Annotated in this window: 19 protein-coding genes; 5 read left to right on the top strand and 14 right to left on the bottom strand. The window is 75.4% G+C overall.

Annotated features, from left to right (window positions below; translation table 11 throughout):
- From ABZY33_RS17585 to ABZY33_RS17570, 4 genes are all read left to right on the top strand, one after another.
- The gene (locus ABZY33_RS17585; RefSeq protein ID WP_356492479.1) at positions 1-756 is read left to right on the top strand and encodes a glucose 1-dehydrogenase; all 756 of its coding nucleotides are present in this window, start codon (positions 1-3) and stop codon (positions 754-756) included.
- A 222-nt stretch (positions 757-978) separates the two neighbouring features.
- Positions 979-1,557 (top strand): helix-turn-helix domain-containing protein, encoded by a 579-nt coding sequence (locus ABZY33_RS17580; RefSeq protein ID WP_356492478.1) that lies wholly within the window; start codon positions 979-981, stop codon positions 1,555-1,557.
- A gap of 151 nt (positions 1,558-1,708) precedes the next feature.
- Entirely contained in the window at positions 1,709-2,356 is a 648-nt protein-coding gene (locus ABZY33_RS17575; RefSeq protein ID WP_356492477.1) for an ATP-binding protein, read from the top strand.
- Entirely contained in the window at positions 2,349-3,020 is a 672-nt protein-coding gene (locus tag ABZY33_RS17570; RefSeq protein WP_356492476.1) for a response regulator transcription factor, read from the top strand. Before ABZY33_RS17575 ends, ABZY33_RS17570 begins: the two co-directional genes overlap by 8 nt.
- A 21-nt stretch (positions 3,021-3,041) precedes the next feature.
- On the opposite strand, the gene idi is transcribed toward ABZY33_RS17570, so the two are convergent.
- Complete coding sequence (gene idi / locus ABZY33_RS17565; protein ID WP_356492475.1) at positions 3,042-3,632, bottom strand: isopentenyl-diphosphate Delta-isomerase; 591 nt, start codon at positions 3,630-3,632, stop codon at positions 3,042-3,044.
- A 172-nt stretch (positions 3,633-3,804) separates the two neighbouring features.
- Here idi and ABZY33_RS17560 point away from each other — a divergent pair, with 172 nt between their 5' ends.
- Entirely contained in the window at positions 3,805-4,683 is an 879-nt protein-coding gene (locus ABZY33_RS17560) for a tyrosine-protein phosphatase (protein WP_356492474.1), read from the top strand.
- A gap of 67 nt (positions 4,684-4,750) precedes the next feature.
- Here ABZY33_RS17560 and ABZY33_RS17555 read toward each other — a convergent pair whose 3' ends face one another.
- The 13 genes from ABZY33_RS17555 to ABZY33_RS17495 form a co-directional block, all read right to left on the bottom strand.
- A complete protein-coding gene (locus ABZY33_RS17555; protein WP_356492473.1) occupies positions 4,751-7,198 on the bottom strand; it encodes a PEP/pyruvate-binding domain-containing protein in 2,448 nt (815 codons plus the stop codon).
- Positions 7,195-7,983: a thioesterase domain-containing protein gene (locus ABZY33_RS17550; protein ID WP_356492472.1), complete on the bottom strand. Its 789-nt coding sequence runs from the start codon at positions 7,981-7,983 to the stop codon at positions 7,195-7,197. Before ABZY33_RS17550 ends, ABZY33_RS17555 begins: the two co-directional genes overlap by 4 nt.
- Positions 7,980-9,539, bottom strand: coding sequence for a benzoate-CoA ligase family protein (locus ABZY33_RS17545; protein WP_356492471.1), 1,560 nt, complete (start codon positions 9,537-9,539; stop codon positions 7,980-7,982). The genes ABZY33_RS17550 and ABZY33_RS17545 overlap by 4 nt, the downstream gene beginning before the upstream one ends.
- Positions 9,536-10,693, bottom strand: coding sequence for a beta-ketoacyl synthase N-terminal-like domain-containing protein (locus tag ABZY33_RS17540; RefSeq protein WP_356492470.1), 1,158 nt, complete (start codon positions 10,691-10,693; stop codon positions 9,536-9,538). The genes ABZY33_RS17545 and ABZY33_RS17540 overlap by 4 nt, the downstream gene beginning before the upstream one ends.
- Before the next feature lie 73 nt (positions 10,694-10,766).
- Positions 10,767-11,963 (bottom strand): beta-ketoacyl-[acyl-carrier-protein] synthase family protein, encoded by a 1,197-nt coding sequence (locus tag ABZY33_RS17535; RefSeq protein ID WP_356492469.1) that lies wholly within the window; start codon positions 11,961-11,963, stop codon positions 10,767-10,769.
- A 13-nt stretch (positions 11,964-11,976) separates the two neighbouring features.
- Positions 11,977-12,228, bottom strand: coding sequence for an acyl carrier protein (locus tag ABZY33_RS17530; protein ID WP_356492468.1), 252 nt, complete (start codon positions 12,226-12,228; stop codon positions 11,977-11,979).
- Between the two features lie 18 nt (positions 12,229-12,246).
- Positions 12,247-13,284, bottom strand: a complete 1,038-nt coding sequence (locus ABZY33_RS17525; protein WP_356492467.1) for a UbiA family prenyltransferase — start codon at positions 13,282-13,284, stop codon at positions 12,247-12,249.
- Complete coding sequence (locus ABZY33_RS17520) at positions 13,284-14,555, bottom strand: cytochrome P450 (RefSeq protein ID WP_356492466.1); 1,272 nt, start codon at positions 14,553-14,555, stop codon at positions 13,284-13,286. Before ABZY33_RS17520 ends, ABZY33_RS17525 begins: the two co-directional genes overlap by 1 nt.
- 170 nt (positions 14,556-14,725) lie before the next feature.
- Positions 14,726-15,466 carry a 4'-phosphopantetheinyl transferase superfamily protein gene (locus tag ABZY33_RS17515; protein WP_356492465.1) on the bottom strand — a complete coding sequence of 247 codons (741 nt, stop codon included), beginning with the start codon at positions 15,464-15,466 and terminating at the stop codon, positions 14,726-14,728.
- Positions 15,459-16,454, bottom strand: a complete 996-nt coding sequence (locus ABZY33_RS17510; protein WP_356492464.1) for a winged helix-turn-helix transcriptional regulator — start codon at positions 16,452-16,454, stop codon at positions 15,459-15,461. Before ABZY33_RS17510 ends, ABZY33_RS17515 begins: the two co-directional genes overlap by 8 nt.
- 147 nt (positions 16,455-16,601) lie before the next feature.
- Entirely contained in the window at positions 16,602-17,411 is an 810-nt protein-coding gene (locus ABZY33_RS17505; protein ID WP_356492463.1) for a glucose 1-dehydrogenase, read from the bottom strand.
- A 1-nt stretch (position 17,412) separates the two neighbouring features.
- Complete coding sequence (locus tag ABZY33_RS17500; protein ID WP_356492462.1) at positions 17,413-18,438, bottom strand: ketoacyl-ACP synthase III family protein; 1,026 nt, start codon at positions 18,436-18,438, stop codon at positions 17,413-17,415.
- Entirely contained in the window at positions 18,428-19,453 is a 1,026-nt protein-coding gene (locus ABZY33_RS17495) for an AfsA-related hotdog domain-containing protein (RefSeq protein ID WP_356492461.1), read from the bottom strand. Before ABZY33_RS17495 ends, ABZY33_RS17500 begins: the two co-directional genes overlap by 11 nt.
- Positions 19,454-19,465: the final 12 nt, after the last annotated feature.

Raw genomic sequence — 19,465 nt, 5'->3', positions numbered from 1 at the left:
GTGCTGACGGGCAAGGTGGCGATGATCACGGGGGCGTCCAGCGGGATCGGCGCGGCCGCGGCCCGGCTGTTCGCCGCGCAGGGCGCCGCCGTGGTGCTCATGGCGCGGCGCGCGGACCGGCTGGAGAAGCTGGTCGCGCGCGTTCGCGAGGACGGCGGGCGCGCGCTCGCCGTCCCCGGCGACGTGACCCGCGCCGACGACGTGCGCGCCGCGGTCTCCGCCGCCGTCGACACCTTCGGCGCGCTGCACGCGGCTTTCAACAACGCCGGATTCGCGACGGCCGGGGCCTTGCTCCACGAGGTGAGCCCGCAGGACTACGACCGCACCATGGACGTGAACGTCCGTGGCGTGTGGAACTGCCTCGCCCAGCAGATCCCCGTGATGATCGAGTGCGGTGGCGGGGCCGTGGTCAACACGTCCAGCGTGGCCGGCACCGTCGCCACCGGCGCCTCGGCGGCCTACGTCGCCGCCAAACACGCGGTCATCGGCCTGTCCCGGGCCGCCGCCGCAGACTACGGACGGCACGGGATACGGGTCAACGCCCTGGTCGTGGGGGCCACGCGCACCGAGATGATGGGCGAGATCATCACCGCCGTCCCCGCCCTTGAGCAGGCGTTCATGGCGGAGTCCGTCCAGCACCGCATGGCCGAACCCGACGAGGTGGCCAAGGCCGCGCTCTGGCTCTGCAGCGACCTGGCCTCGTTCGTCACCGGCGCGGCCGTGCCCGTGGACGGGGGCGCCACCGCCACGTCGTGAGCGACCCCGGCCGCGCGGCCGGCAGGAGGGGGCGGTTCCCGCAGGGGAACCGCCCCCTCCGCGCTGCCCGGAGCAGAACGCGCGTGACGGACCCCCGGCCGGTGGACGACTAGAGAACGGCTTGAAAGCCCCATAATAAGTAGAACGATCGCTTTGCTTTTTCCAGGTCCGGCCATTACCTTCCTTACTGAGGGTTCATCTCGAAGATGCAGGGAGAGCTGGATGACACAGGTTCGGGCGGTGCGCACGCGCGAGGCGCTCGTCCTCGCCGCGGCCGCGGAGGTGGACCAGCACGGTTACACCGGCGCGGGACTGGCGCGGATCACCGAGCGGGCCGGCGCCTCGATGGGGGCGCTGACCTTCCACTTCCGCAGCAAGGCCGAGCTCGCCAGGGCTGTTCTCGACACCGGCTCCGACCGGGCCCGCCGGCTCGCCGCCGGCCTGTCCGGCGCCCCCGGGCCCGCCCTGGAGGTGATGGGCCAACTGGTGCGAGGGCTGGCGGAACTGCTGGAGAAAGACCAGGTGGTGCGGGCGGCGGCCCGCCTCGCCCGGGAGCGCCCCGACTCGGTCGGGCAGTGGAGCTCGGCCTGGGGGCCCGCGGTGCGCACACTGCTCGCCCAGGCCGCCGCCTCCGGTGAACTGCGGCCCCGCGTGGACCCGGAGGGCGCGGCCGCGCTCGTGGAGTACCTGCTGGCGGGCGTCGACGCCTGGCCCGCGCGCGCCGGGGGCCCGGAGGCCGGCCGCCGCCTGGACCGCGTGTGGCCGCTGGTCGAGCGCGGGCTGCTCGCCGACGACCGCTGACCCCGCCGGTCGAGGGAAGTTCGGGGCCGACCGGGGTGGAAAACAAAGCGAGCGTTCTATATAGTTCTTCTTGCGGGCCCGGCCCGTGCCCGGGTCGGGGGGCCTCAACTCCTCCTGCCGTGCCCGGACTTGTCGAGGAAGGCGGGAAGCCATGACGTACACCCACCCCGAAGCCACCGCCTCCGGCGCCGCCGCCCTGCTGGCCCGCGAGGTGCACGACCGCATCGGCACCTCGCTCGCGGTGGCCCTCCGCCGCCTGGAACTCCTCGAGGTCACCGCGTCCGGACTGGAGCCCGAGAGCCGCCGCCGCCTCGACGAGGTGCGCGAGGCGCTCGCGGACACGGTCTTCGCCGCCCGCACCCTCACCACCCGGCTGCGCGCCACCCCGTGCGCACCGCCGCTCGGCCGGGCCGTGCGCGACTTCCTGCACTCCATGGAGCCGCTGACCCCCGAGGTCCGGTTCTACCTGGACGGCGACGACACCCGGCTGGCCCCCCACGTGAGCGACGAGATCCTCGTCATCGTGCGCGAGGCACTGCGCAACGTCCTGACGCACTCCGGCGCCTCCACCGTCACCGTGCACATCGCCGTCGGCCCGCACGACGTCCACGCCTCCGTCACCGACAACGGCTCGGGCTTCGACCCGCGGGCCGGCAGCGGCAGCAGCAACGGACTGACCGGCATGGCGGAACGCGCACGGGCGCTGGGCGGAGTCACCACCATCACCTCCGCCCCGGCCCGCGGCACCCGGATCACCCTGTGGATCCCGACCAAGGAAGGAACCGTCCGCCATGGCTGAAGCACCCATCCGCATCCTGGTCGCCGACGACCACACCCTGCTGCGCGGAGCCCTGTGCGACCTGCTGCGCGTCGAGGACGACTTCGACGTCGTCGCCGAGGTCGGGGACGCGCGCGCCGCCGTCACCGAAGCCGCCCGGCTGCGGCCCGACGTGGCCCTGCTCGACGTCCAGATGCCGCACAACGAGGACCCGGTGCGCACCGTGCGCCATCTGCTGCACCGCCAGCCCGACCTGCGCGTCATCATCCTGAGCATGGACGACCACCCGGTGCTCGTCCGCCAGTTGCTCGCGCTCGGCGTGCGCGGCTACCTCCACAAGAGCGTCAGCCGGCAGACACTGGCCGCCGCCATCCGCGAGCGCGCCGACCTCTCCCGCCGCGTCGTCACCATCTCGATGCCGCAGCAGCAGGCCCCGGCCGGCCGGCCCGCCGACCCCGGACTCTCCGAGCGGGAGTGCGAGGTGCTCACCCTGGTCGCGACGGCCCTGAGCAACCGGCAGATCGGCGCCCGGCTCGGCATCACCGAGGGCACCGTCAAGCGCCACCTGCGCAAGATCTTCGACAAGCTCGACGCGGTCTCCCGGCTCGACGCCGTCAACAAGGCGGTGGCGCTCCAGTACATCCGGCCACAGGCCGACAAGCGGCCGTTGCTGCGGGCCGGTTGAGAGCACCGCGCCCCGGCAAGCTCACCAAGCCCCCGCCGGTGTCACGCGGCGCACCGCGGGCAGTGCGGCCGTCAGGACCGTGGGCAGCCAGGCCGAGCCGAGGCCCGCGTCGGTGAGCGCGGCCAGTTCCTCCCGGGTGACGAGCCGGGTGGCGTGCACCTCCGCGGGGTCGGGGGCCGGCCGCTCATCGACGTGGCCGACGAACAGATGGTTGTACTCGTGCTCCACCAGGCCCGTCAGCGGGTCGGGGTGGCGGTAGACGACGGTGCCTGCCCGGTGCAGCAGCGCGGGCACGAGACCGAGCTCCTCCCGCACCCGCCGCTGGGCCGCGAGATCGGGACGCTCCCCGGGCAGCGGATGGCCGCAGCACGTGTTGGACCACACCCCGGGCGAGTGGTACTTGGTCAGCGCCCGGCGCTGGAGCAGCATCCGCCCCGAGCGGTCGAACAGGAAGACCGAGAAGGCCCGGTGGAGGCTGCCCGGGGCCCGGTGGGCGGAGAGCTTCTCGGCGGTGCCGACGGTCCGCCCGTCCGGGGTGACCAGTTCCAGGAACACCGCGTCGTTCGGTGGCGCTTCGCCGGCCACGGCGGTGTCGGTGTGCGCAGGGTTCATGGCGCTGAAGAATAGGCGGACCGAACACTGTGCAACTGCGGCTGGCAGCAAGTTGCCGACAGGCGGGGAGAGAGCGCGGAAGTACCAGAACAATCCAGTGAATTCTCACGCGGACCGCCGGACCGTTCCTCCGGCGCCACCGCCCTTTCGTGGATCTCTGGGGGAGCTGCGCATGAAGCATCGTTCTGTGTTCCGACGCCTGCCGCGATGGATGGCGGTGATCGCCTCGGCCGTCTGTCTGACGCTCCTGATGTGCGGGTCCGCCGCGCAGGCCGCCGGGGGCGTCGTCGTCGACGGCGTGCTCAACTTCCGGGACACCGGCGGACACCCCGCCGCCCCGGGGGGCCGGACCCGCGAGGACGTGCTCTTCCGCGCCGGCGCCCTGGACACGGCCACGGACGCGGGTGTGGCCACCCTGGCCGCCCTGCACGTGCGGACCGTGGTCGACCTGCGCAGCGAGGGCGAGCGCGCGGGACGCCCCGACCGGCTGCCCGCGGGCGCCGTCGAGCAGGCGTATCCGATCGTGGCGCTCGACGGGCTCTCCTCGTTCGCGCAGCTGACGGCGATGACAGCGGACGAGCAGGAGGCACTGCTCGGTGCCGGGCGGGCCCGGCGGATGATGGTCGACGCCGCCCGGCAGTTCGTCACGGACCCGCAGAAGCGGGCCGCGTTCGGCGCCGCGCTGCGCACGGTCGCGGACAGCGGCGACGGCGCGGTCGTCGTGCACTGCAGCGGAGGCCGCGACCGCACCGGCTGGCTCGTCGCCGTCGTCCAGACCCTGCTCGGCGTGGACCACGACGAGGTCCTCGCCGACTATCTGCGCTCCAACACCGAACTCGCCGGCTGGAAAGCCGCGACCCTGAGCCGGCTGGCCGCCGCCGGGATGAGCGACCCGCACCTCGTCGATCCGCTGCTCGACGTCGACGGCGCGTATCTGCGGGCCTCCTTCGACCAGGCCGAGCAGAGCTACGGATCGTTCCGCGCCTTCGTCCGCGACGGGCTCGGCGTGAGCGGCGCGGAACTGGCCCGGCTGCGGACCAGGCTCGGGTGACAGCAGGGCGGGCAGCGCGCGGCGCCCCGGCTCCGCACGGAGCCGGGGCGCCTCGCGAGCGGCCGGGTCAGCCGCCGAGGATCTCCACGGTGCCCGCGCCGCCGTCCACGGTCACCAGCGTGCCGTCCTCGAGAACGGACGTGCCGTCACCGGTCGCGAGGACCGCGGGGATGCCGTACTCCCGCGCGATGATCGCCGCGTGGGACAGCGCGCCCCCGGCATCGGTGACCAGCGCGGTGACGCTGGGGAAGACCACGGACCAGACCGGCGACGTGATCGGGCAGACCAGCACGTCACCGGCGCGGATCTTGTCGAACTCGCTCTCGTCCCGCACGACCCGCACCGGGCCCGTACGCCGCCCCGCGGAGCCGGGCACCCCGGTGACCGTCGCGGAGTCGGTGCGCGGCGCGGCCGGAGCCGCCCCGTTCATGTGCTGCAGCGTCCACTGGAAGCCGCCCATCGTCTCGCGGACCTCGGCGGGCAACCGGTCCATCGAGGGCGGCGGCCCCGGCCGCTCGCCGTAGCTCGCCGGGCCCGGGTTCGCCAGCGCCCAGCGGTGCTCGCCGCGGCGGCGCAGCACGACGTCCCGCTCATCGACGCCGTCCAGCAGCGCCGCGCGGACCTCGTCGACCTCCAGGAAGAACACGTGCTCCGCCTCCGCGAGCAGCCCGCGCTCCGCGAGCCGCCCGCCCGCCTCCAGGACGGCCCAGCGCAGCAGCGCGTTCGGCGCGCTGACGGTCCAGTACTCGTTGTCCTCCCGTACGGGGTAGGCGCGTTCGGCGTCGGCGAGGAGCACGCGCAGGTGCTCGGCCTGCCCGGAACCGACCTCCTCGAGCGCCGCGGCGACCGCCCGCCCGCGCTCCTGCTCCACCGCGGCGCCGGAATCACCGCCGTCCCGCGCGGGGGCGAGCCGGTCGCGCAGCAGGGCCAGGATCAGCTCGGGGCGCTCGGCCAGGGTCGGGGCGGCCAGCTCGTACTGCAGGGCGCGGCAGCCGTACTCGACGCGGTACGTCTCGAACGCCTCGGCGACCTCGGGATCGGTCTTCAGCAGCGCGCGCAGCTCCGCGGGACCGGCCGCGCCCGGCAACCGGTCGGCCGCCAGAGCGGCCAGGCCCGCCATCGCCCGGGCGGGCCCGGTGCTCTCCGTCGACAGACCGGACAGCAGCGCGAAGGGGCGCGCCTGGTCCCAGCCGAGCACCGTCGTGGTGAACAGACCGAACCGGCCGAGCGCGAGCGAGACGGCCGCGAGCAGCCGGAAGTGGACCTCGGTGCCCTCGCGGTGCAGCGCCACCGCCTCGTCCAGATGGGCGGCGAGTCCGGCGTCGTCCAGCTCCACCAGCTCCGCCGCGCGCAACCGCTCGATCCGCTTGCCGAAGCGGGGCCGCTGCGTCGTCGACCACTCGGTCAGAGCCCGGCCCACCCGGCCGTCGTGCGCCGCCTCGACGCAGGCCGCGATCCTGGCGGGGACGTCGGCCGGGGCCAGCGGCACGGTGCCCATGTACCGCCAACCGCCGATGGTGTGGAAGGCCATGCCCTTCAGGAGCAGGCCGAACTCGGCGCACACCGCCTCCAGCACGGCGTTGTTGTACTCCAGCAGCGCGCGCGTCATGGGCAGCAGCGGCACCGGCGCGTGCGTGGTGTCCTTCGTCCAGAACCCGGGCGGCGCCTCGGCCGCGACCGGCACCGGCTGCGGAACGGGGTCGGCGATGGCGGTGACGGGCCGCGCCTGCAACAGGTGCAGCCGCCCGCCCGCCCGGGCCCACTCGATGTCGGTGGGCCCGCCCAGCACCTGCGCAGCCCGCTCGGCCAGCGCGGCCACCTCACGGGCCTGCCCGGCGTCGAGCACACCGTGCCGGCCGGAGGTGTGCGCCGGATCGCCCGCGCCGCCCGCGGGCACCGACCACTCGTCCGGCGACACCTCGCCCGAGACCAGCTTCTCGCCGAGCCCTGGCACGGCACTGACCAGGACCTCGTCCCGGGCGCCCGTGACCGGGTTGACGGTGAACGCGACGCCCGCGCTGTCGGCGGGCACCAGCGACTGCACCAGCACCGCCAGCGGGGCATCGCCCTCGGCACCGCTCGCCGCGCGGTACCCGCGGACGACCTCGGTGAAGCCGGAGGCCCAGCAGGACTTGAGGGCCTCACCGAGCGCGTCGGCGCCGCGCACGTCGAGCACGGTCGCGTACTGCCCGGCGTGCGAGGCGCTCGCGCCGTCCTCGTCGATGCCGGAGGAGCGCACGGCCAGCGCCCCGGGCAGCCGGCGCGCGACATCGGCGACGGCCGCCGCCGCCCGCGCGTCGAGCGCGCGCTCGCGCACCGCCCCGGCCGAGGGGGTGTCGAGCGCGGCCGTGTGCGCCGCCATGGCGCGGGCCGTGAAGACCCAGCCGTCGGGCACGGGGAAACCCGCGCGCCGCATCCGCGCCAGGACGGCCGCCTTGGCACCGACCTCCGCCGGATCCAGGGCGGCGGGATCGTCGAGCGACACCACCAGGGGCGCCGCGTTCTCCTTGCTCATGCGTACTCCTCATCACGTACAGGTACGGACGTCGTCGAATCGGGGGAAGGAAAGGCGGCCCGGCGCCCGTGCGCGAGGGCGTCGACCGCGCGCGCGGCGGCGGCCGGCTGCTCGACGACGTAGAGATGACCGCCCTCGACCAGCCGGCACGAGCGCGCGCCGAGCGCGTCGGCGAGCCGGGCCGCCGCGGCCGGCGGCAGCAGGGCGTCCTGGGTACCGGCCAGCACGTGGACCTCGGCGGCGACCGGTTCGGCGCGCCAGCCCGCGCCGCCCAGCGCCACGAGATCGCGGCGCAACTCGGGCAGGAGGAACCGGATCGCGAAGTCCGGCCCCCCGCCCAGCTCGGGGAGCATGCCGCGGCGGCCCGCCTCGGTGAGCAGCGCCGGATCGTCCAGCGCCAGCAGGCCCGCCGTCACCGTGCCCGGCGGCGGCGGGGCGGACAGCACGACGCCCACCGCGTCCGCCACGTCCGCCGGCCACAGCGCGGCCATCCGGTGGGCCACCGCCGCGCCCAGACTGTGGCCGAGCAGCAGCGTGGGCCCCTCGAAGCGGCGGGCGGCGGCGAGGTCGCCGGCGAGCACGGCCAGGTAGTGCCCGGCCAGATCGTCCAGACCGAGGCCGTCCGGCGCGCCGGACGGCGGCTGGGCCGCCGTCACCTGCCAGCCGTCCGGCAGATGACGGGCGAGCCGGACGAAGGAACGGGCCGAACCGCCCGCGAAAGGCAGACAGATCAGCCGCGCCGCGGCGCCCTCCCGGAGCACGACCCGCTCGGGACCGCCCCTCATGAGACGGACTCCCGCTCACCGCGCCTGACCTCGTGCCGGGCCGTCTTCCCGGTCGACGTCGTGGGCAGCGTGTCCACCAGGCGCAGTGTGCGGGGGCGTTTGAAAGCCGGCAGGGAGTGCAGCAGCGCGGCGCGGATCCGCGCGGGCAGCTCCGGGGCGCACCCGGCGCCGGGGACCACATGGGCGACGATGCGCGTCAGCCCGTACGCGTCCTCGACACCGACGACGGCGCACGCCGCCACGCCCGGCACGGCCGTGATCGCGTCCTCCACCTCGGTCGGCGCGATCTTCATGCCCCCCACGTTCAGGATGTCGTCGCTGCGGCCCAGATGGACCCAGCCCGCGTCGGCGTCCCGGACCATCGTGTCACCGGTGTACACCCAGCCGTCGCGGAACGTACGGGCCGTCAGCCCGGGCCGCCCCCAGTACCGGTCGGCGACGCCCGGCCCCCGCACCCGCAGCCGGCCGGGGGAGCCGTCGGGGAGCGGGCGGTCCGCGTCGTCGCAGACCTGCACCTCGTAACCGGCCACGCTCTCTCCGGTGCTGCCGGGCCGCGGGCGCCCCGGCGGTGTCGCCGTGAAGATGTGCAGACACTCGGTGGCGCCCAGGCCGTTGACGACGCCGAGACCGAAGCGGTCGGCCAGCCGGGCGCCGAGCCCGGCCCCCAGCGGCTCCCCGGCGGCGACCGCGAGACGCACCCCGGAGAAATCCAGGTTCCGCTCGGCGTGCGGCAGCGCCAGCAGCGCCGCGTACAGGGTCGGCACGGCGAACAGCAGCGTGGGCCGGGTGCGCGCGAGGAGCGCGGCCACCGCGTGCGGCTCGGCCCGGCCGGGGAAGAGCACCGCGCTCGCCCCGACGCTGAACGGCAGCAGCAGCGAGTTGCCGAAGCCGTACCCGAAGGGCAGCTTGGCCGTCGACAGGACGCGGTCGTGCCGGGTGACGCCCAGGTGCCGGACGATCCCCCGCGCGAACGCCAGCAGCCCGCGGTGCAGATGGACCACCCCCTTGGGCCGGCCCGTACTGCCGGAGGTGTACTGCAGCAGCGCCACGTCCCGCCCGCCGCGCGCCACCACGCCGGCCAGCGGCGCCGCCCGCCGTACGTCCTCGGGCAGCGACCGCACCCCGTCGGCGCCCGGCCGCCGGCTCCACAGGAGCACGGGGTCCGGGCCGGCGCGCACAGCGGTGGCGAGCGGGCCCGCACCGTCCTCGACGACGACCGCACGGGCCCCGCTGTCGGCGACGACGTAGCGCTGCTCGGCGACGGTCAGCAGCGGCGCCACGGGCACCGGCACCGCGCCGGCCCGCAGCGCCGCCAGGATGTACGTGACGAAGTCGGGGCCGTCGTCCAGCGCGAGCGCGATCCGCTCCCCGGGCCGCAGCCCCGCACCGGTGAACACCCGCGCGGCGCGGCAGACCCGCTCGTGCAGCTGCCGGTACGTCAGCCGTTCGTCCCCGGCGATCAGACACACGGCGTCGGCGGTCTCCCCGCCCAGATGCCGGTCCAGGTACCACCAGCCGGCGTTGGCCTCGACGGTCCGCCGCGCGTCGCCCGTCATGCCCGCACTCCGGCGGCCTCGGCGGCGCCGAGCAGCACGGCGCTCGCGGTGCCCCCGGCGTCCACGGCCAGACACAGCGCGAGCGGCGCGCCCGGCGGCTCCGGCGAGTGCGGCGCCACGCAGCCCCGGCGCAGCGCCGCCACGGCCACGGCGACGGCGAGCGTGCCGTCGGCGCCGCCGGTCGCGCCGGTCACGGCCGAGGCGTCGTACACCGGCCGCGCGTCGCCCAACAGGTCCGTGACGGCCGCGAGCTGGATCCGCTGGAGGTCGGTGCGGCCACCGGAGGCGGTGACCACGAAGCACACCTCGGCGGGGAAGCGGTCGGCCCCGGCCAGCGCGGCGCGGATCGCCCGGTCCGCGGCGTCGGTGAGCGCGGCGGCCGCCGGCCCGCCCGGACCGGCGGCCGCCGTGGTCCGGGCGGTGCCCAGCACATGCGCCCACGGGGGGCCGGAGGCGCTGCGCGCGTCCTCCAGGACGACGACCGCGGCGGCCTCCCCCTCGGGGACGTCCGCGGGCACGGCCGCTGCGGCGACGGCGGGACACAGCGTGTCGACACCCGCCGCCACGACGACGTCGCAGCTCGCGTCGGCCACCTGCCGGGCGCCGACGACGACGGCGTCGAGCCCCGCGGTGGCGCCCGAGGAGAGCGTGAGGTTGGGGCCGCGCGCGCCCAGGTGGATGGAGAGCTGCGCGGCCGGCGCGTTGTAGCCGGTCTGCGGCCCCCACACCGGGTTGACCCCGCCGGTGGTGCCCGCCGCGCCGTGGATGGCGAGGTACTCGTTGCGCCCCGCGTACAGCGTGCCGAGGACGATGCCGGTGCGCTCGGCCACCGGTCCCGGCCCGGCGCCGGCCGAGCCCATGGCACGCAGCAGCAGCCGGCTCTCCCGGCTCAGGGCGCGCGCGGTGCGGGCGCCGACCAGGTCGGTGAGGTCGAGGCCGTCCGTGACGTGCCCGGCGAAGACCCGGCGCGCGGCGGGCGGCGCACCGGGCGCCGCGGGCAGCGGAGCGGAGACGAACGGGACCTCCGCCGTACGGAAGGGGTCCGCGCCGCCCACGACCGCGTCGAGCAGGTCGCCGGGCGAGGGGCCGCAGGCGGTGACCGCGCCGACGGCGGTGACGACCACGTCGGTCGAAGGTGGTGACGGGTTCAGCATGGGTTCTTCCATCCCCTGGGCGGGCGATCGTGCGGGTGGCGGGCGGACGGCGCGGCGGCGGGCGGGCGGGCCCTCAGCCGTCGTAGCGGGTGAGGACGACGCTCGACGTGTTGCCGCCGAAGCCGAAGGCGTTGCTGAGGGCGGCCCGTACGCGCAGGTCGCGGGCCGGGCCCCGGACGAGGTCGAGCGGGGCGCAGGCGTCGTCGGGGTGGTCGAGGGTGGGGTTGCCCGGCACCCGGTCGCGGCCGACCGCGAGGACGCAGGCGATCGCCTCCAGCGCGCTCGCCGCACCCTGGGAGTGGCCGAGCATCCCCTTGAGCGAGGAGAGCGCGGGGCGGCCCCCGTGCGGCACGAAGAACGCCGCGAGCGCGGCCGCCTCCAGCGCGTCGTTGGCGGGAGTGCCGGTGCCGTGCGCGCTCACGTGGTCGATCTCGTCCGGGCGCAGACCGGCCCGGCGCAGGCTCTGCTCCATGCAGTGCAGCAGACCCGCGCTCTTGGGGTGCGGCGCCGTCATGTGGTGGGCGTCGGCGGCGACCGCCCAGCCGGGAAGCTCCGCGAGGACGCGGGCGCCCCGGCCGAGGGCGTGGCCGAGGGACTCCAGGACCAGGACGCCGGCGCCCTCGGACGGCAGCATGCCGCGCCGGTCCCGGTCGAAGGGCCTGACCCGGTCGGGGGCGAGGGCGCGCAGCGTCGTGAACAACTGGAAGACGGCCTCGGAGAGTTCGTCCACGCCGCCCGCGACCATGACCTCGGCGCGGCCCGTGCGGATCTCGTCGGCGGCCATGGCCAGGGCCGTGTTGCCGGCCGCGCAACCCGCCGCGACGACCTGGCGCGGCCCGCGCAGACCGAAGACGCGGGCCGGGTCGTGGGCCAGCAGCCCGGGGGAGTCCCACGGACCGCCCCGGGCCGGCTCGACCCCCTGGCGGCGCAGTTCCTCCAGGTGCGGGCGGGCGCCCATGACGGTGCCGACGACGATCCCGGCCCGCTCGCGCGCCGCGTCGCCGCGCTCCAGGCCGGCCGTGCGCAGCGCCGCCCCGATGCCGTGGCGCAGGTAGCGCACGCTGCGGGGGGTGTCCGGGTCCGGATCGCTCAGCCCCGGCTCGTCCACCTCGGCCGCCAGGTGCGTGGGGTAGCCGTCGGTGGCGAAGCGGGTGACGGGCCCGGTGGCGAGCGCCCCGGTGGTGACGCGGGTCCAGAACTCCTCGACGTCGCAGCCAAGGGGGGAGGCGAGCCCCAGGCCCGTCACCACCACCCGGCGGCTGTCCGGCACGCCGCCGGAATCCTCACGCAGCACGCTCGCCCACCAGCCGCACAAAGGCGTCGACACTGTCGTTCTCCGCGGCTTCCTCGTTGCTCAGGCGGCAGTTGAAGGCGGCCTCCAGATGGGCGACGATCTCCAGCTTCTGCAGCGAGTCGCCGCCGAGGTCGTCGTAGAAGTGGGCGGCGCCCGTCACCTGCTCGCCGGGCAGCGACAGGACGGTGGCGAAGATCTGCGTGACCGTGGTGCGGACATCGGTGCTCTGTGCGGTGTTCATCGGGTACCGGGCCTTCTTTCAGTGTTCGTCGGCGAGCGGGGGAGTGGTCAACAGGGCCGTCCAGCGGCTGAACTGGAGCCGGGACAGGCCGCCCGACCAGTGCAGTGCCTTCGACGCGAGCGTCCAGTACGCCGCCGCGGCGACGGCCGCGGCCAGCGCGGGCGGCGCGGGGACGCACGCCACGAGGGCGAGCGCGAGAAAGCCGAACGTGTACTGGTGCATGACCTCGCGGGCCGCCTCGCGGTCGGCCGGCGTCGCGGCCCGGGACGCCGCCTTGACCACGAGCACCGAGACGACGGCGAGCGGCAGCGCGGCGAGGGCGACGACGGGCAGCGCACCGGCCGCCACACCGCCCGCGAGGAGCAGGAACGGCGCGCCGATCAGGCCGTACACGGCGGCCGGCCGCCACAGCCGCAGCAGGGAGAGCCAGAGGCTGCTGTAGCCGATCGCCTTGTCACCGGCCACATCGGTGATGTCCTTCATGCCCGCGAGACCGAGGCTGAAGGCCGCCTGGACGGCGACCGCGGGCAGGACCGGCGACAGCAGGGTGTCCGCCGTGCCGTGCACGGCCCAGCCGGTGACCAGCGGTGTCGTCACGGGCGCGGTGAGAGCGAACAGCGCCAGAACGCGGTGGCGTTTGAAGGCCGGGCCGATCGAGTAGCCCAGCGCCACCCCGATGTCGACGAGGAGGACCGCGGGCAGCGCGAAGCCTGGGTGGCTCCACGTCAGCGCGGCGCCGATCGCCACGAACACCGTCCACGACGCGACCGCCACCGCGGTCAGCCGGCCCCAGCCCAACTCCGCGCACAGCGCGGTGCGTTCGGGCCGGTTGACGGTGTCCTCCGCCCGGTCGGCCAGGCGGTTGACCGCCTCGGTGCCCACGCAGTACGCGAGCCACAGCGGCACACCGAGCAGCGCCCACGCCACGTCGAGCCGGTCGTTGACGGCCAGGCCCACGGCCCAGCCCAGCCAGTAGTACGCGGTGAAACGGATGCTGCAACTGCGCGCCACGAGCAGGACGCTGCGGCCGGCGGACGGCCCCGTGCGCGCCCCCATCACGCGGCCCGCTTCTGGACCACGACGTCGAGGCGGGCCGGACCGCGCAGCCCCATGCCGGGCTTGTACGTCACGGCCGCGTCGGCGAGCGACAGGCCGGTGATCCGGTCGGTGAGCCCGCGCAGGGCCTCCCGGGCCATCATCGTGGCCAGCGGAGCGCCCAGGCAGTAGTGGATCCCGCGGCCGAAGGACAGGTGCCCCGGGCCCTCGCGGTCGCTGTCGAAGGTGTCCGGATCGGTGAACACCCGCTCGTCGCGGTTGGCCGAGGCGACCAGGAGGATCACCGCGTCCCCTTGCTCGATGCGCTCCCCGTGCAGGTCGAACGGTTCCAGGGCGATGCGGCCCACCTGGTGGGCCGAGGGCTCGAGCCGCAGGATCTCGGTGAGCGTGGCGTCCGCGACGCCCGGGTCCGCGGCGAGCCGCGTGAAGGCGTGCGGATGGCGGGCGAAGACGATGCCCGCGTTGCCGATCAGGTTCGAGAACGTCTCCTGGGCGGCGACCACCAGCAGCACACAGGTCGCGGCGATCTCCTGGGTGCTCAGGGCGCTGCCCTCGTCCCGGGCCCGCACCAGCTGCGAGACGAGGTCGTCACCGTCGCCGCGCCGGCCGGCCAGCTCCATGAAGTAGGCGGTGCACTGGGCGACGGCCTCGCGGCGGGCGCGGGCCACCTCCGGCTCCAGCGCGACGTCGAGGTCGAGGAGACCGGCGATCTCGGCCGACCACACGGTGAATCGGGCCTGGTCCGCGGCGGGGATGCCCAGCATGTGGCCGAGGACCCGGATCGGCAGCGGCGTGCCGAGCCGTTCCATCAGGTCGAAGCGCTCGGGCAGGTCGTCGAGGAGTCCGGCCACGATCCCGGCGACCGCGGTCCGCAGCCGCTCGATGGTGGCCGGGGTGAAAGCCTGCGCCACCAGGCCGCGCAGCCGGGTGTGCTCCGGCGGGTCGGTCAGCATGAACAGCTTCGCCTCGAAGTCGTCGAGACCGAGGCCGAGGAACGGCGGCGGCTCGTCGCCCGCGTCGCCCATCACCTGCTCGAAGAAGTTCGAGCGGGCGAAGTCCTTGCCCATGCGGCGGTCGCGCAGCAGCGCGGCACAGTCCTCGTAGCGGCTCACGAGGAAGGCACCGAGCGGCCCGCGCAGCACGGGATGGGCGGTGCGCAGGTAGCGGTACGCGGGGTAGGGGTCCGCCAGGAGGGCCGGGTCGGTCAGATCGAGCGGCGCCGCGCTGCCCGCCCCGGCCGGTGGCGCCGTCACCTTCGTGCTGTCGCTCATTCGGAAAACCTTTCCGCAGAAGTAGGGCAAAGGAAGGGGGAGTGCCGCGACCGGGGAGCCGGGTCCGGGATTCCAGAAAAGCAGCGGCAATTCAGCCCGGTCAACGGTGAGCAACCGCGACCCGTGCACACCGGAAATCCTCGAATTCCCCCGCGCATTCCCCGACTTGCTCAAGTGGAGAAATTCCCCGGTTGCACACCGGGGTGCCATGTCACGAGGACGTACGTGACGACGTACGGGCCGACGCGGCGCACCCGGCCGGTGAACGCGAGGCCCGGGCCGAGACCGGCGCCGCCGAGGCTGACGCGCAGGGTGCCGTCGCCGGCCACGCCGATGTCCATGTCCGCCGGCTCCGGCCGCCACCGTCCGCCGGGCAGCAACGTGGTCGCCGCCTTGTACAAGGACTCCTTGGCGCCGAAGACGATCGTCGCCTGTCGTGCGCGCTCCGCACCGCCCGGCGGCAGACGTGCCAACTCGCCCTCGTTCAGGGCTCGTCGGATGCCCAGCTCGCTGAGCCGGCCCACCCGCTCCACATCGATGCCGACCGCGGCCACGGCCGGGTCCCGGCTGACCAGGGCGGCGCCGACCCGCCCCGCGCAGTGGCTGAGCGAGCCCCGCACACCCGCGGGGAAGAGAGGCAGCGGACCGGACCGCAGCACCGGACCGGCGCGGCCGACGGCGGCCAGGGCGGCGCGCGCGGCCTGCCGGCCGACGGTGAAGTCCGGGCGCCGCGCGAGCGGCAGCGCGTCGCGCAGCGCGCGCTCGGCCGGGTGCAGCTCCCGCCCGCGGAGGGCACGCGACCCCCGCGTCAGGACCCCCACGGTCCGCGGCCCCCAGCGCAGGACCACGTCCCCCGGCACCGGGCCCTCGGACCTCAGCGGCCGGCGCCGGACGTCGGGTACCTCAGGCATCGGGTACGAGCGCCGGCCGGTCGACCCGGGAGGCCAACCGCTGCCACTGCTGGGCGCACTCCAGGGCCAGCGCCGCCACCTGCGCCGCCTGGTGCGCGGGCACCGCACGCGCGGCCCGCTCCAGCCGGCCGGGATCCAGGACGTGGGCCTCCACCATGCGCAGCAGCTGACGCCCCTGGTCCGTCAGGCGCAGCGACGGATCGCGGCACAGACTGCGGAAGGCGCCGACGGCGTCGGGCGGGGCCGCCGCCGGGCCGGGAAGGCGCGGCGGGGCGGCCACAGCGGGGGGCGCGGGCGGCTTCGGCCCCACCCGGAGCCGGTCCGGGACGATGTCCTCGCCCCGGCCGAGCCTGGCCCGTACGTCCCGCACCGTCCCCGGGGAGATCCCGGCGCGCCGGGCGATGTCGCGCAGCGACGCGTCGGGGTGCTCGCGCAGCAGCCGGCTCGCGGTGATCCGCCCCTCGGCGCTGCTCAGCGGCCGGATCCGGCCGTCCCGGCCCAGCCGCGTGGTGGCCGCGGCGGTCACCCCGCCGAGCCGGGCACGCTGCGCGGCCACCGTCTTGGCGGCAAGCCCCGTCACGGAGGCGATGGCGCGGTCGGACCACTGCGGGTGCGAGCCGAGGATGCGGACCGCGGCGGCCGTGCGCTCGGCCAGCGACAACGGCAGACCGTGCGCGATGTTGGCCTCGACGGCGAAGACGAACGCGTCCTCGGCCGGGCCCTCGAAGAAGCGGACGTCGATGGCCGACCGGCCGCGCAGCAGCGCGGCCCGCAGCCGGTACATGCCGTCGACCACCCGCATGCTCGGCCGGTGCACGACGATCGGCGGCATCGACGTGTCCGGGGTGGCGAGCAACTCGGTGTGCTCGGGGCTGTGGGGCCGCCGGCGCGGTGAGTCCGCGGGCAGCAGCGCGGCCACGGGAACCCGGTGCACCTCGGACAGTGCCGCCGGTGCGCCCGGCTCGACCTCGTGGACAACCCCCGTCATCAGTGGTCTCTCCTCCCGCCGGTGCGCCGATCGCGTCCGCCACCGGACTCTACGGAGACGGCGGCCCCGCCATGAGCCCCGTCGGAGGACCACCCGATGTCACCTGTGGTCCACCGCGATGTCTCCCGCGGTTCGGCGCGGCGGCGCTCACAGCGCGAGGTAACCGCCGTCCACCGGGATCGCCGTCCCGGTGACGTAGGAGCCCGCGTCCGAGGCCAGCAGCAGCAGCGCGCCGCTGAGTTCGTCGAGCCGCCCGGCCCGCCGCATCGGGGTGCGGCGCTCCACCCAGGCCCGGCCCTTGTCGGTGCCCAGCATCGACTCGGTCATCTCCGACCAGAACCAGCCCGGGCACACCGCGTTCACCCGCACGCCGCGCGCCCCCCACTCCGCGGCCAGCTCCCGGGTCAGGTTGACCACGCCGCCCTTGCTCGCCGCGTACGCGGCCTGCGGGAGGCTGCCGCTGGCCACGACCCCGTAGATGGAGGCGACGTTCACGATCGAGCCGCCGCCGCGCTCCAGCATGCCGCTGCCCACGGCGGTGCTCAGGGCGAACACCGCGGTCAGGTTGACCGACAGGATCGACTGGAAGCTCTCCACCGTCTGCCGTTCGGCGGGGACGGTCTCCGACAGGCCCGCGTTGTTGACCAGGACGTCGATGGGTCCGAGCTCCTCGGTCACCGTGCGCACCAGCCGCTCGCGGTCCGCCGCGAGCGTCACGTCGCACGGCACGGCCAGCGAGCCGGGCAGTTCGTCCGCCAGCTCCTTCAACGGCGCCTCGCGCCGGGCGGCGAGGGCGACCCGCGCACCGGCCGCCGTCAGCAACTGCGCCACGTGCTTGCCGATGCCGCTGGAGGCACCGGTGACCACGGCCACCTTGCCGTCCATCCGGAACAGCTCCAGCGGGTCGGACCCCGCGGCGGCCCGGACGAGCGGAGCGGGTATCGACGGGACGGTCATGTCAGGACACCTCCAGGATCGCGGCGGACCAGGTGAACCCGGCGCCGGCGCTGAGCAGGACGAGCAGGTCGCCGGAACGGACGTCGTCCCGGCCGAGCAGATCGGCGAGGTTGGCCACGGCGTCGCCGGCACCGAGGTGCCCGGTGTCCGTGCCCAGGACCCGCACCGGGGCGGCGCACACCGACGCGAAGGCCGGCTCGTAGGCGTCCGCCATCACATGGCGGGCGAGCCGGGGCAGGGCCGCGGCCCGCAGCCGCGGGTCGTCGCCGGCGACACCGGCGCTGTCCAGCGCCCGCGACACCGCCCCGACCACCGCGTCCCGCGCGAGGGGACCGAACGGCAGCGAGGGATGGGCGGTGAGGAACTGCTTCTTGGCCACCTTCGGCAGCAGCGTGCGCACCCCGCTCTGCGGCGCGGAGCTGAAGGGCGCCTCCCCCCGGTGCATGCCCTCCAACTGCGGAGCGGCGACGGTCGCCCACGCGAGCAGCCGGGCCGAACGCCCCAGCGGGGTCCGCGAGACGAGCACGGAGGTGGCGCCGTCGCCGTACGCGACGCCGTAGTCACCGCCCCACCGGTCGAAGCCGGGCGCCGCGAAGCAGTCCGCCGTGGTGACGAGCACCGGCCCCGCCGCCGCGTCGGCCATCAGCTCCCGGGCCGCCAGACTCACCGCGGCCATCGACCCGTTGCACATCTGCTGGATGCCGACGGGCTCGGCCGCGACCGCCCCGAGCCGGTCGGCGACGTAGTGCGCCGGCGACCAGAACTCGTGCCCCTGGTGGTACGTCCACGCGTGCAGCACACCGGTCAGCTGCCGCGCGTCGAGCCCCGCCCGGCGCAGGGTGTCCGCGCCGGCCCGCTCCGCGAGTTCGACCGGGGACAGCGCGCTCGTGGCCAGCGCGGTGTAGCCGTACCGCGCGGCGTCCTTCTCGCTGATCCGCTCCGCCCGGACCGCGTCCTCGACCGGGTGCGGCCGCTCGCCCAGGCGGTGCGCGGGGGCGCTCAGGTAGACGGGGAGGTCACAGCGCATCGTCGCCTCCGGACGGCAGGGCGCGGGCGAGGCGGACCCGCATCCGGGCCACGGTCGCGCCGTCCTGCTCGAAGGAGACCTCGCTCCAGCGGCCGCCGTCGACCGGCTCGGGCATCCGGCGGGTGACCACGGTGATCGGCGCGTCCAGCTCGGCGAAGCGCAGGTACTCGGCGCTGACGTAGCCCAGGTGGAACGAGGACGGGGAGAGCCCCTCGTGATCGGCGGCCAGCAGCAGCGAGGTCTGCCGGGCCGCCTCCATCATCACCGGGCCCGGCACGTGGTCCTGGGCGTGGTCGAACATGCTCGGGTGGGCGGCCGGCACGCGCACCTCGGCGAGCAGGGCGTCGCCCTGGGTCCGGGCGTCCTGCACGACCACGTTCTCCGCCCGCTCACGGCCCACCAGCCACACCGGCGGGATCGCACCGGTGCCGGTCGCGGGGAGGGTGTCGGACATCGGCGGCGGGGTGGTGCGGTGGCTCGTGCGCAGCCGCTCGTAGACGTCGTTCGGGCGCTGCGCGGTGTCGACGGTGATCACCCCGGCCTCCCGGCCGTCGGCGAGGACCCGTACACGGTGCACCACCCGGGAGGTGGCGCCCTCGTACTTCTTCTCCAGCAGCACGCTGCCGAGCAGGGTGAGATCGAGCGCGCCGGCGCGGCGCAGCGGCTCGGGGTCGGTGATCTCCAGCGACGCGGTGGCGGTGATCGACTTGGTCTCGGGGCTGGCGTCGTGGTGCAGGTGCATCGCACAGAGCAGCATCTGGCGCACGCTCTCGAACACGGCCAGCGGGTCGTGCATCGCGACCCGGACGGTGTGGTCGCTGTAGTAGAAGTGCCGCGGCGGCAGCTGGGCCGCGGCATGGAAAGCGGTCTCGTCGACCGACCGGAAGTCCGTGAGGAACACCTCGGCGAGAGCGGCGCGGTGCACCAGCCGCCGGGAGAGGGTGCGGTGGGTGCTCAGGCCGGTCTCGGCGAGGCCGGGCTCGGCGACGGCGGGGCGCAGCGGCAGGACGGTCATGACGGGGACTCC

Origin of the sequence: Streptomyces sp. NPDC006552, assembly GCF_040611655.1 — a bacterium.
In the GTDB taxonomy this organism is placed as follows: domain Bacteria; phylum Actinomycetota; class Actinomycetes; order Streptomycetales; family Streptomycetaceae; genus Streptomyces.
Note: the sequence above shows the minus strand (reverse complement) of the source record. Positions and strands in the feature narration are given on the sequence as shown.

Excerpts from the sequence above, each read along its gene's own strand:
- ABZY33_RS17510 (WP_356492464.1), bottom strand. The coding sequence starts at position 16,454 with ATGACGGGGGTTGTCCACGAGGTCGAGCCGGGCGCACCGGCGGCACTG.
- ABZY33_RS17525 (WP_356492467.1), bottom strand. The coding sequence starts at position 13,284 with ATGGGGGCGCGCACGGGGCCGTCCGCCGGCCGCAGCGTCCTGCTCGTG.
- ABZY33_RS17575 (WP_356492477.1), top strand. The coding sequence starts at position 1,709 with ATGACGTACACCCACCCCGAAGCCACCGCCTCCGGCGCCGCCGCCCTG.
- ABZY33_RS17570 (WP_356492476.1), top strand. The coding sequence starts at position 2,349 with ATGGCTGAAGCACCCATCCGCATCCTGGTCGCCGACGACCACACCCTG.
- ABZY33_RS17540 (WP_356492470.1), bottom strand. The coding sequence starts at position 10,693 with ATGCTGAACCCGTCACCACCTTCGACCGACGTGGTCGTCACCGCCGTC.
- ABZY33_RS17550 (WP_356492472.1), bottom strand. The coding sequence starts at position 7,983 with ATGAGGGGCGGTCCCGAGCGGGTCGTGCTCCGGGAGGGCGCCGCGGCG.
- ABZY33_RS17580 (WP_356492478.1), top strand. The coding sequence starts at position 979 with ATGACACAGGTTCGGGCGGTGCGCACGCGCGAGGCGCTCGTCCTCGCC.
- ABZY33_RS17495 (WP_356492461.1), bottom strand. The coding sequence starts at position 19,453 with ATGACCGTCCTGCCGCTGCGCCCCGCCGTCGCCGAGCCCGGCCTCGCC.
- ABZY33_RS17515 (WP_356492465.1), bottom strand. The coding sequence starts at position 15,466 with ATGCCTGAGGTACCCGACGTCCGGCGCCGGCCGCTGAGGTCCGAGGGC.
- idi (WP_356492475.1), bottom strand. The coding sequence starts at position 3,632 with ATGAACCCTGCGCACACCGACACCGCCGTGGCCGGCGAAGCGCCACCG.
- ABZY33_RS17560 (WP_356492474.1), top strand. The coding sequence starts at position 3,805 with ATGAAGCATCGTTCTGTGTTCCGACGCCTGCCGCGATGGATGGCGGTG.
- ABZY33_RS17555 (WP_356492473.1), bottom strand. The coding sequence starts at position 7,198 with ATGAGCAAGGAGAACGCGGCGCCCCTGGTGGTGTCGCTCGACGATCCC.
- ABZY33_RS17530 (WP_356492468.1), bottom strand. The coding sequence starts at position 12,228 with ATGAACACCGCACAGAGCACCGATGTCCGCACCACGGTCACGCAGATC.
- ABZY33_RS17545 (WP_356492471.1), bottom strand. The coding sequence starts at position 9,539 with ATGACGGGCGACGCGCGGCGGACCGTCGAGGCCAACGCCGGCTGGTGG.
- ABZY33_RS17500 (WP_356492462.1), bottom strand. The coding sequence starts at position 18,438 with ATGCGCTGTGACCTCCCCGTCTACCTGAGCGCCCCCGCGCACCGCCTG.
- ABZY33_RS17505 (WP_356492463.1), bottom strand. The coding sequence starts at position 17,411 with ATGACCGTCCCGTCGATACCCGCTCCGCTCGTCCGGGCCGCCGCGGGG.
- ABZY33_RS17520 (WP_356492466.1), bottom strand. The coding sequence starts at position 14,555 with ATGAGCGACAGCACGAAGGTGACGGCGCCACCGGCCGGGGCGGGCAGC.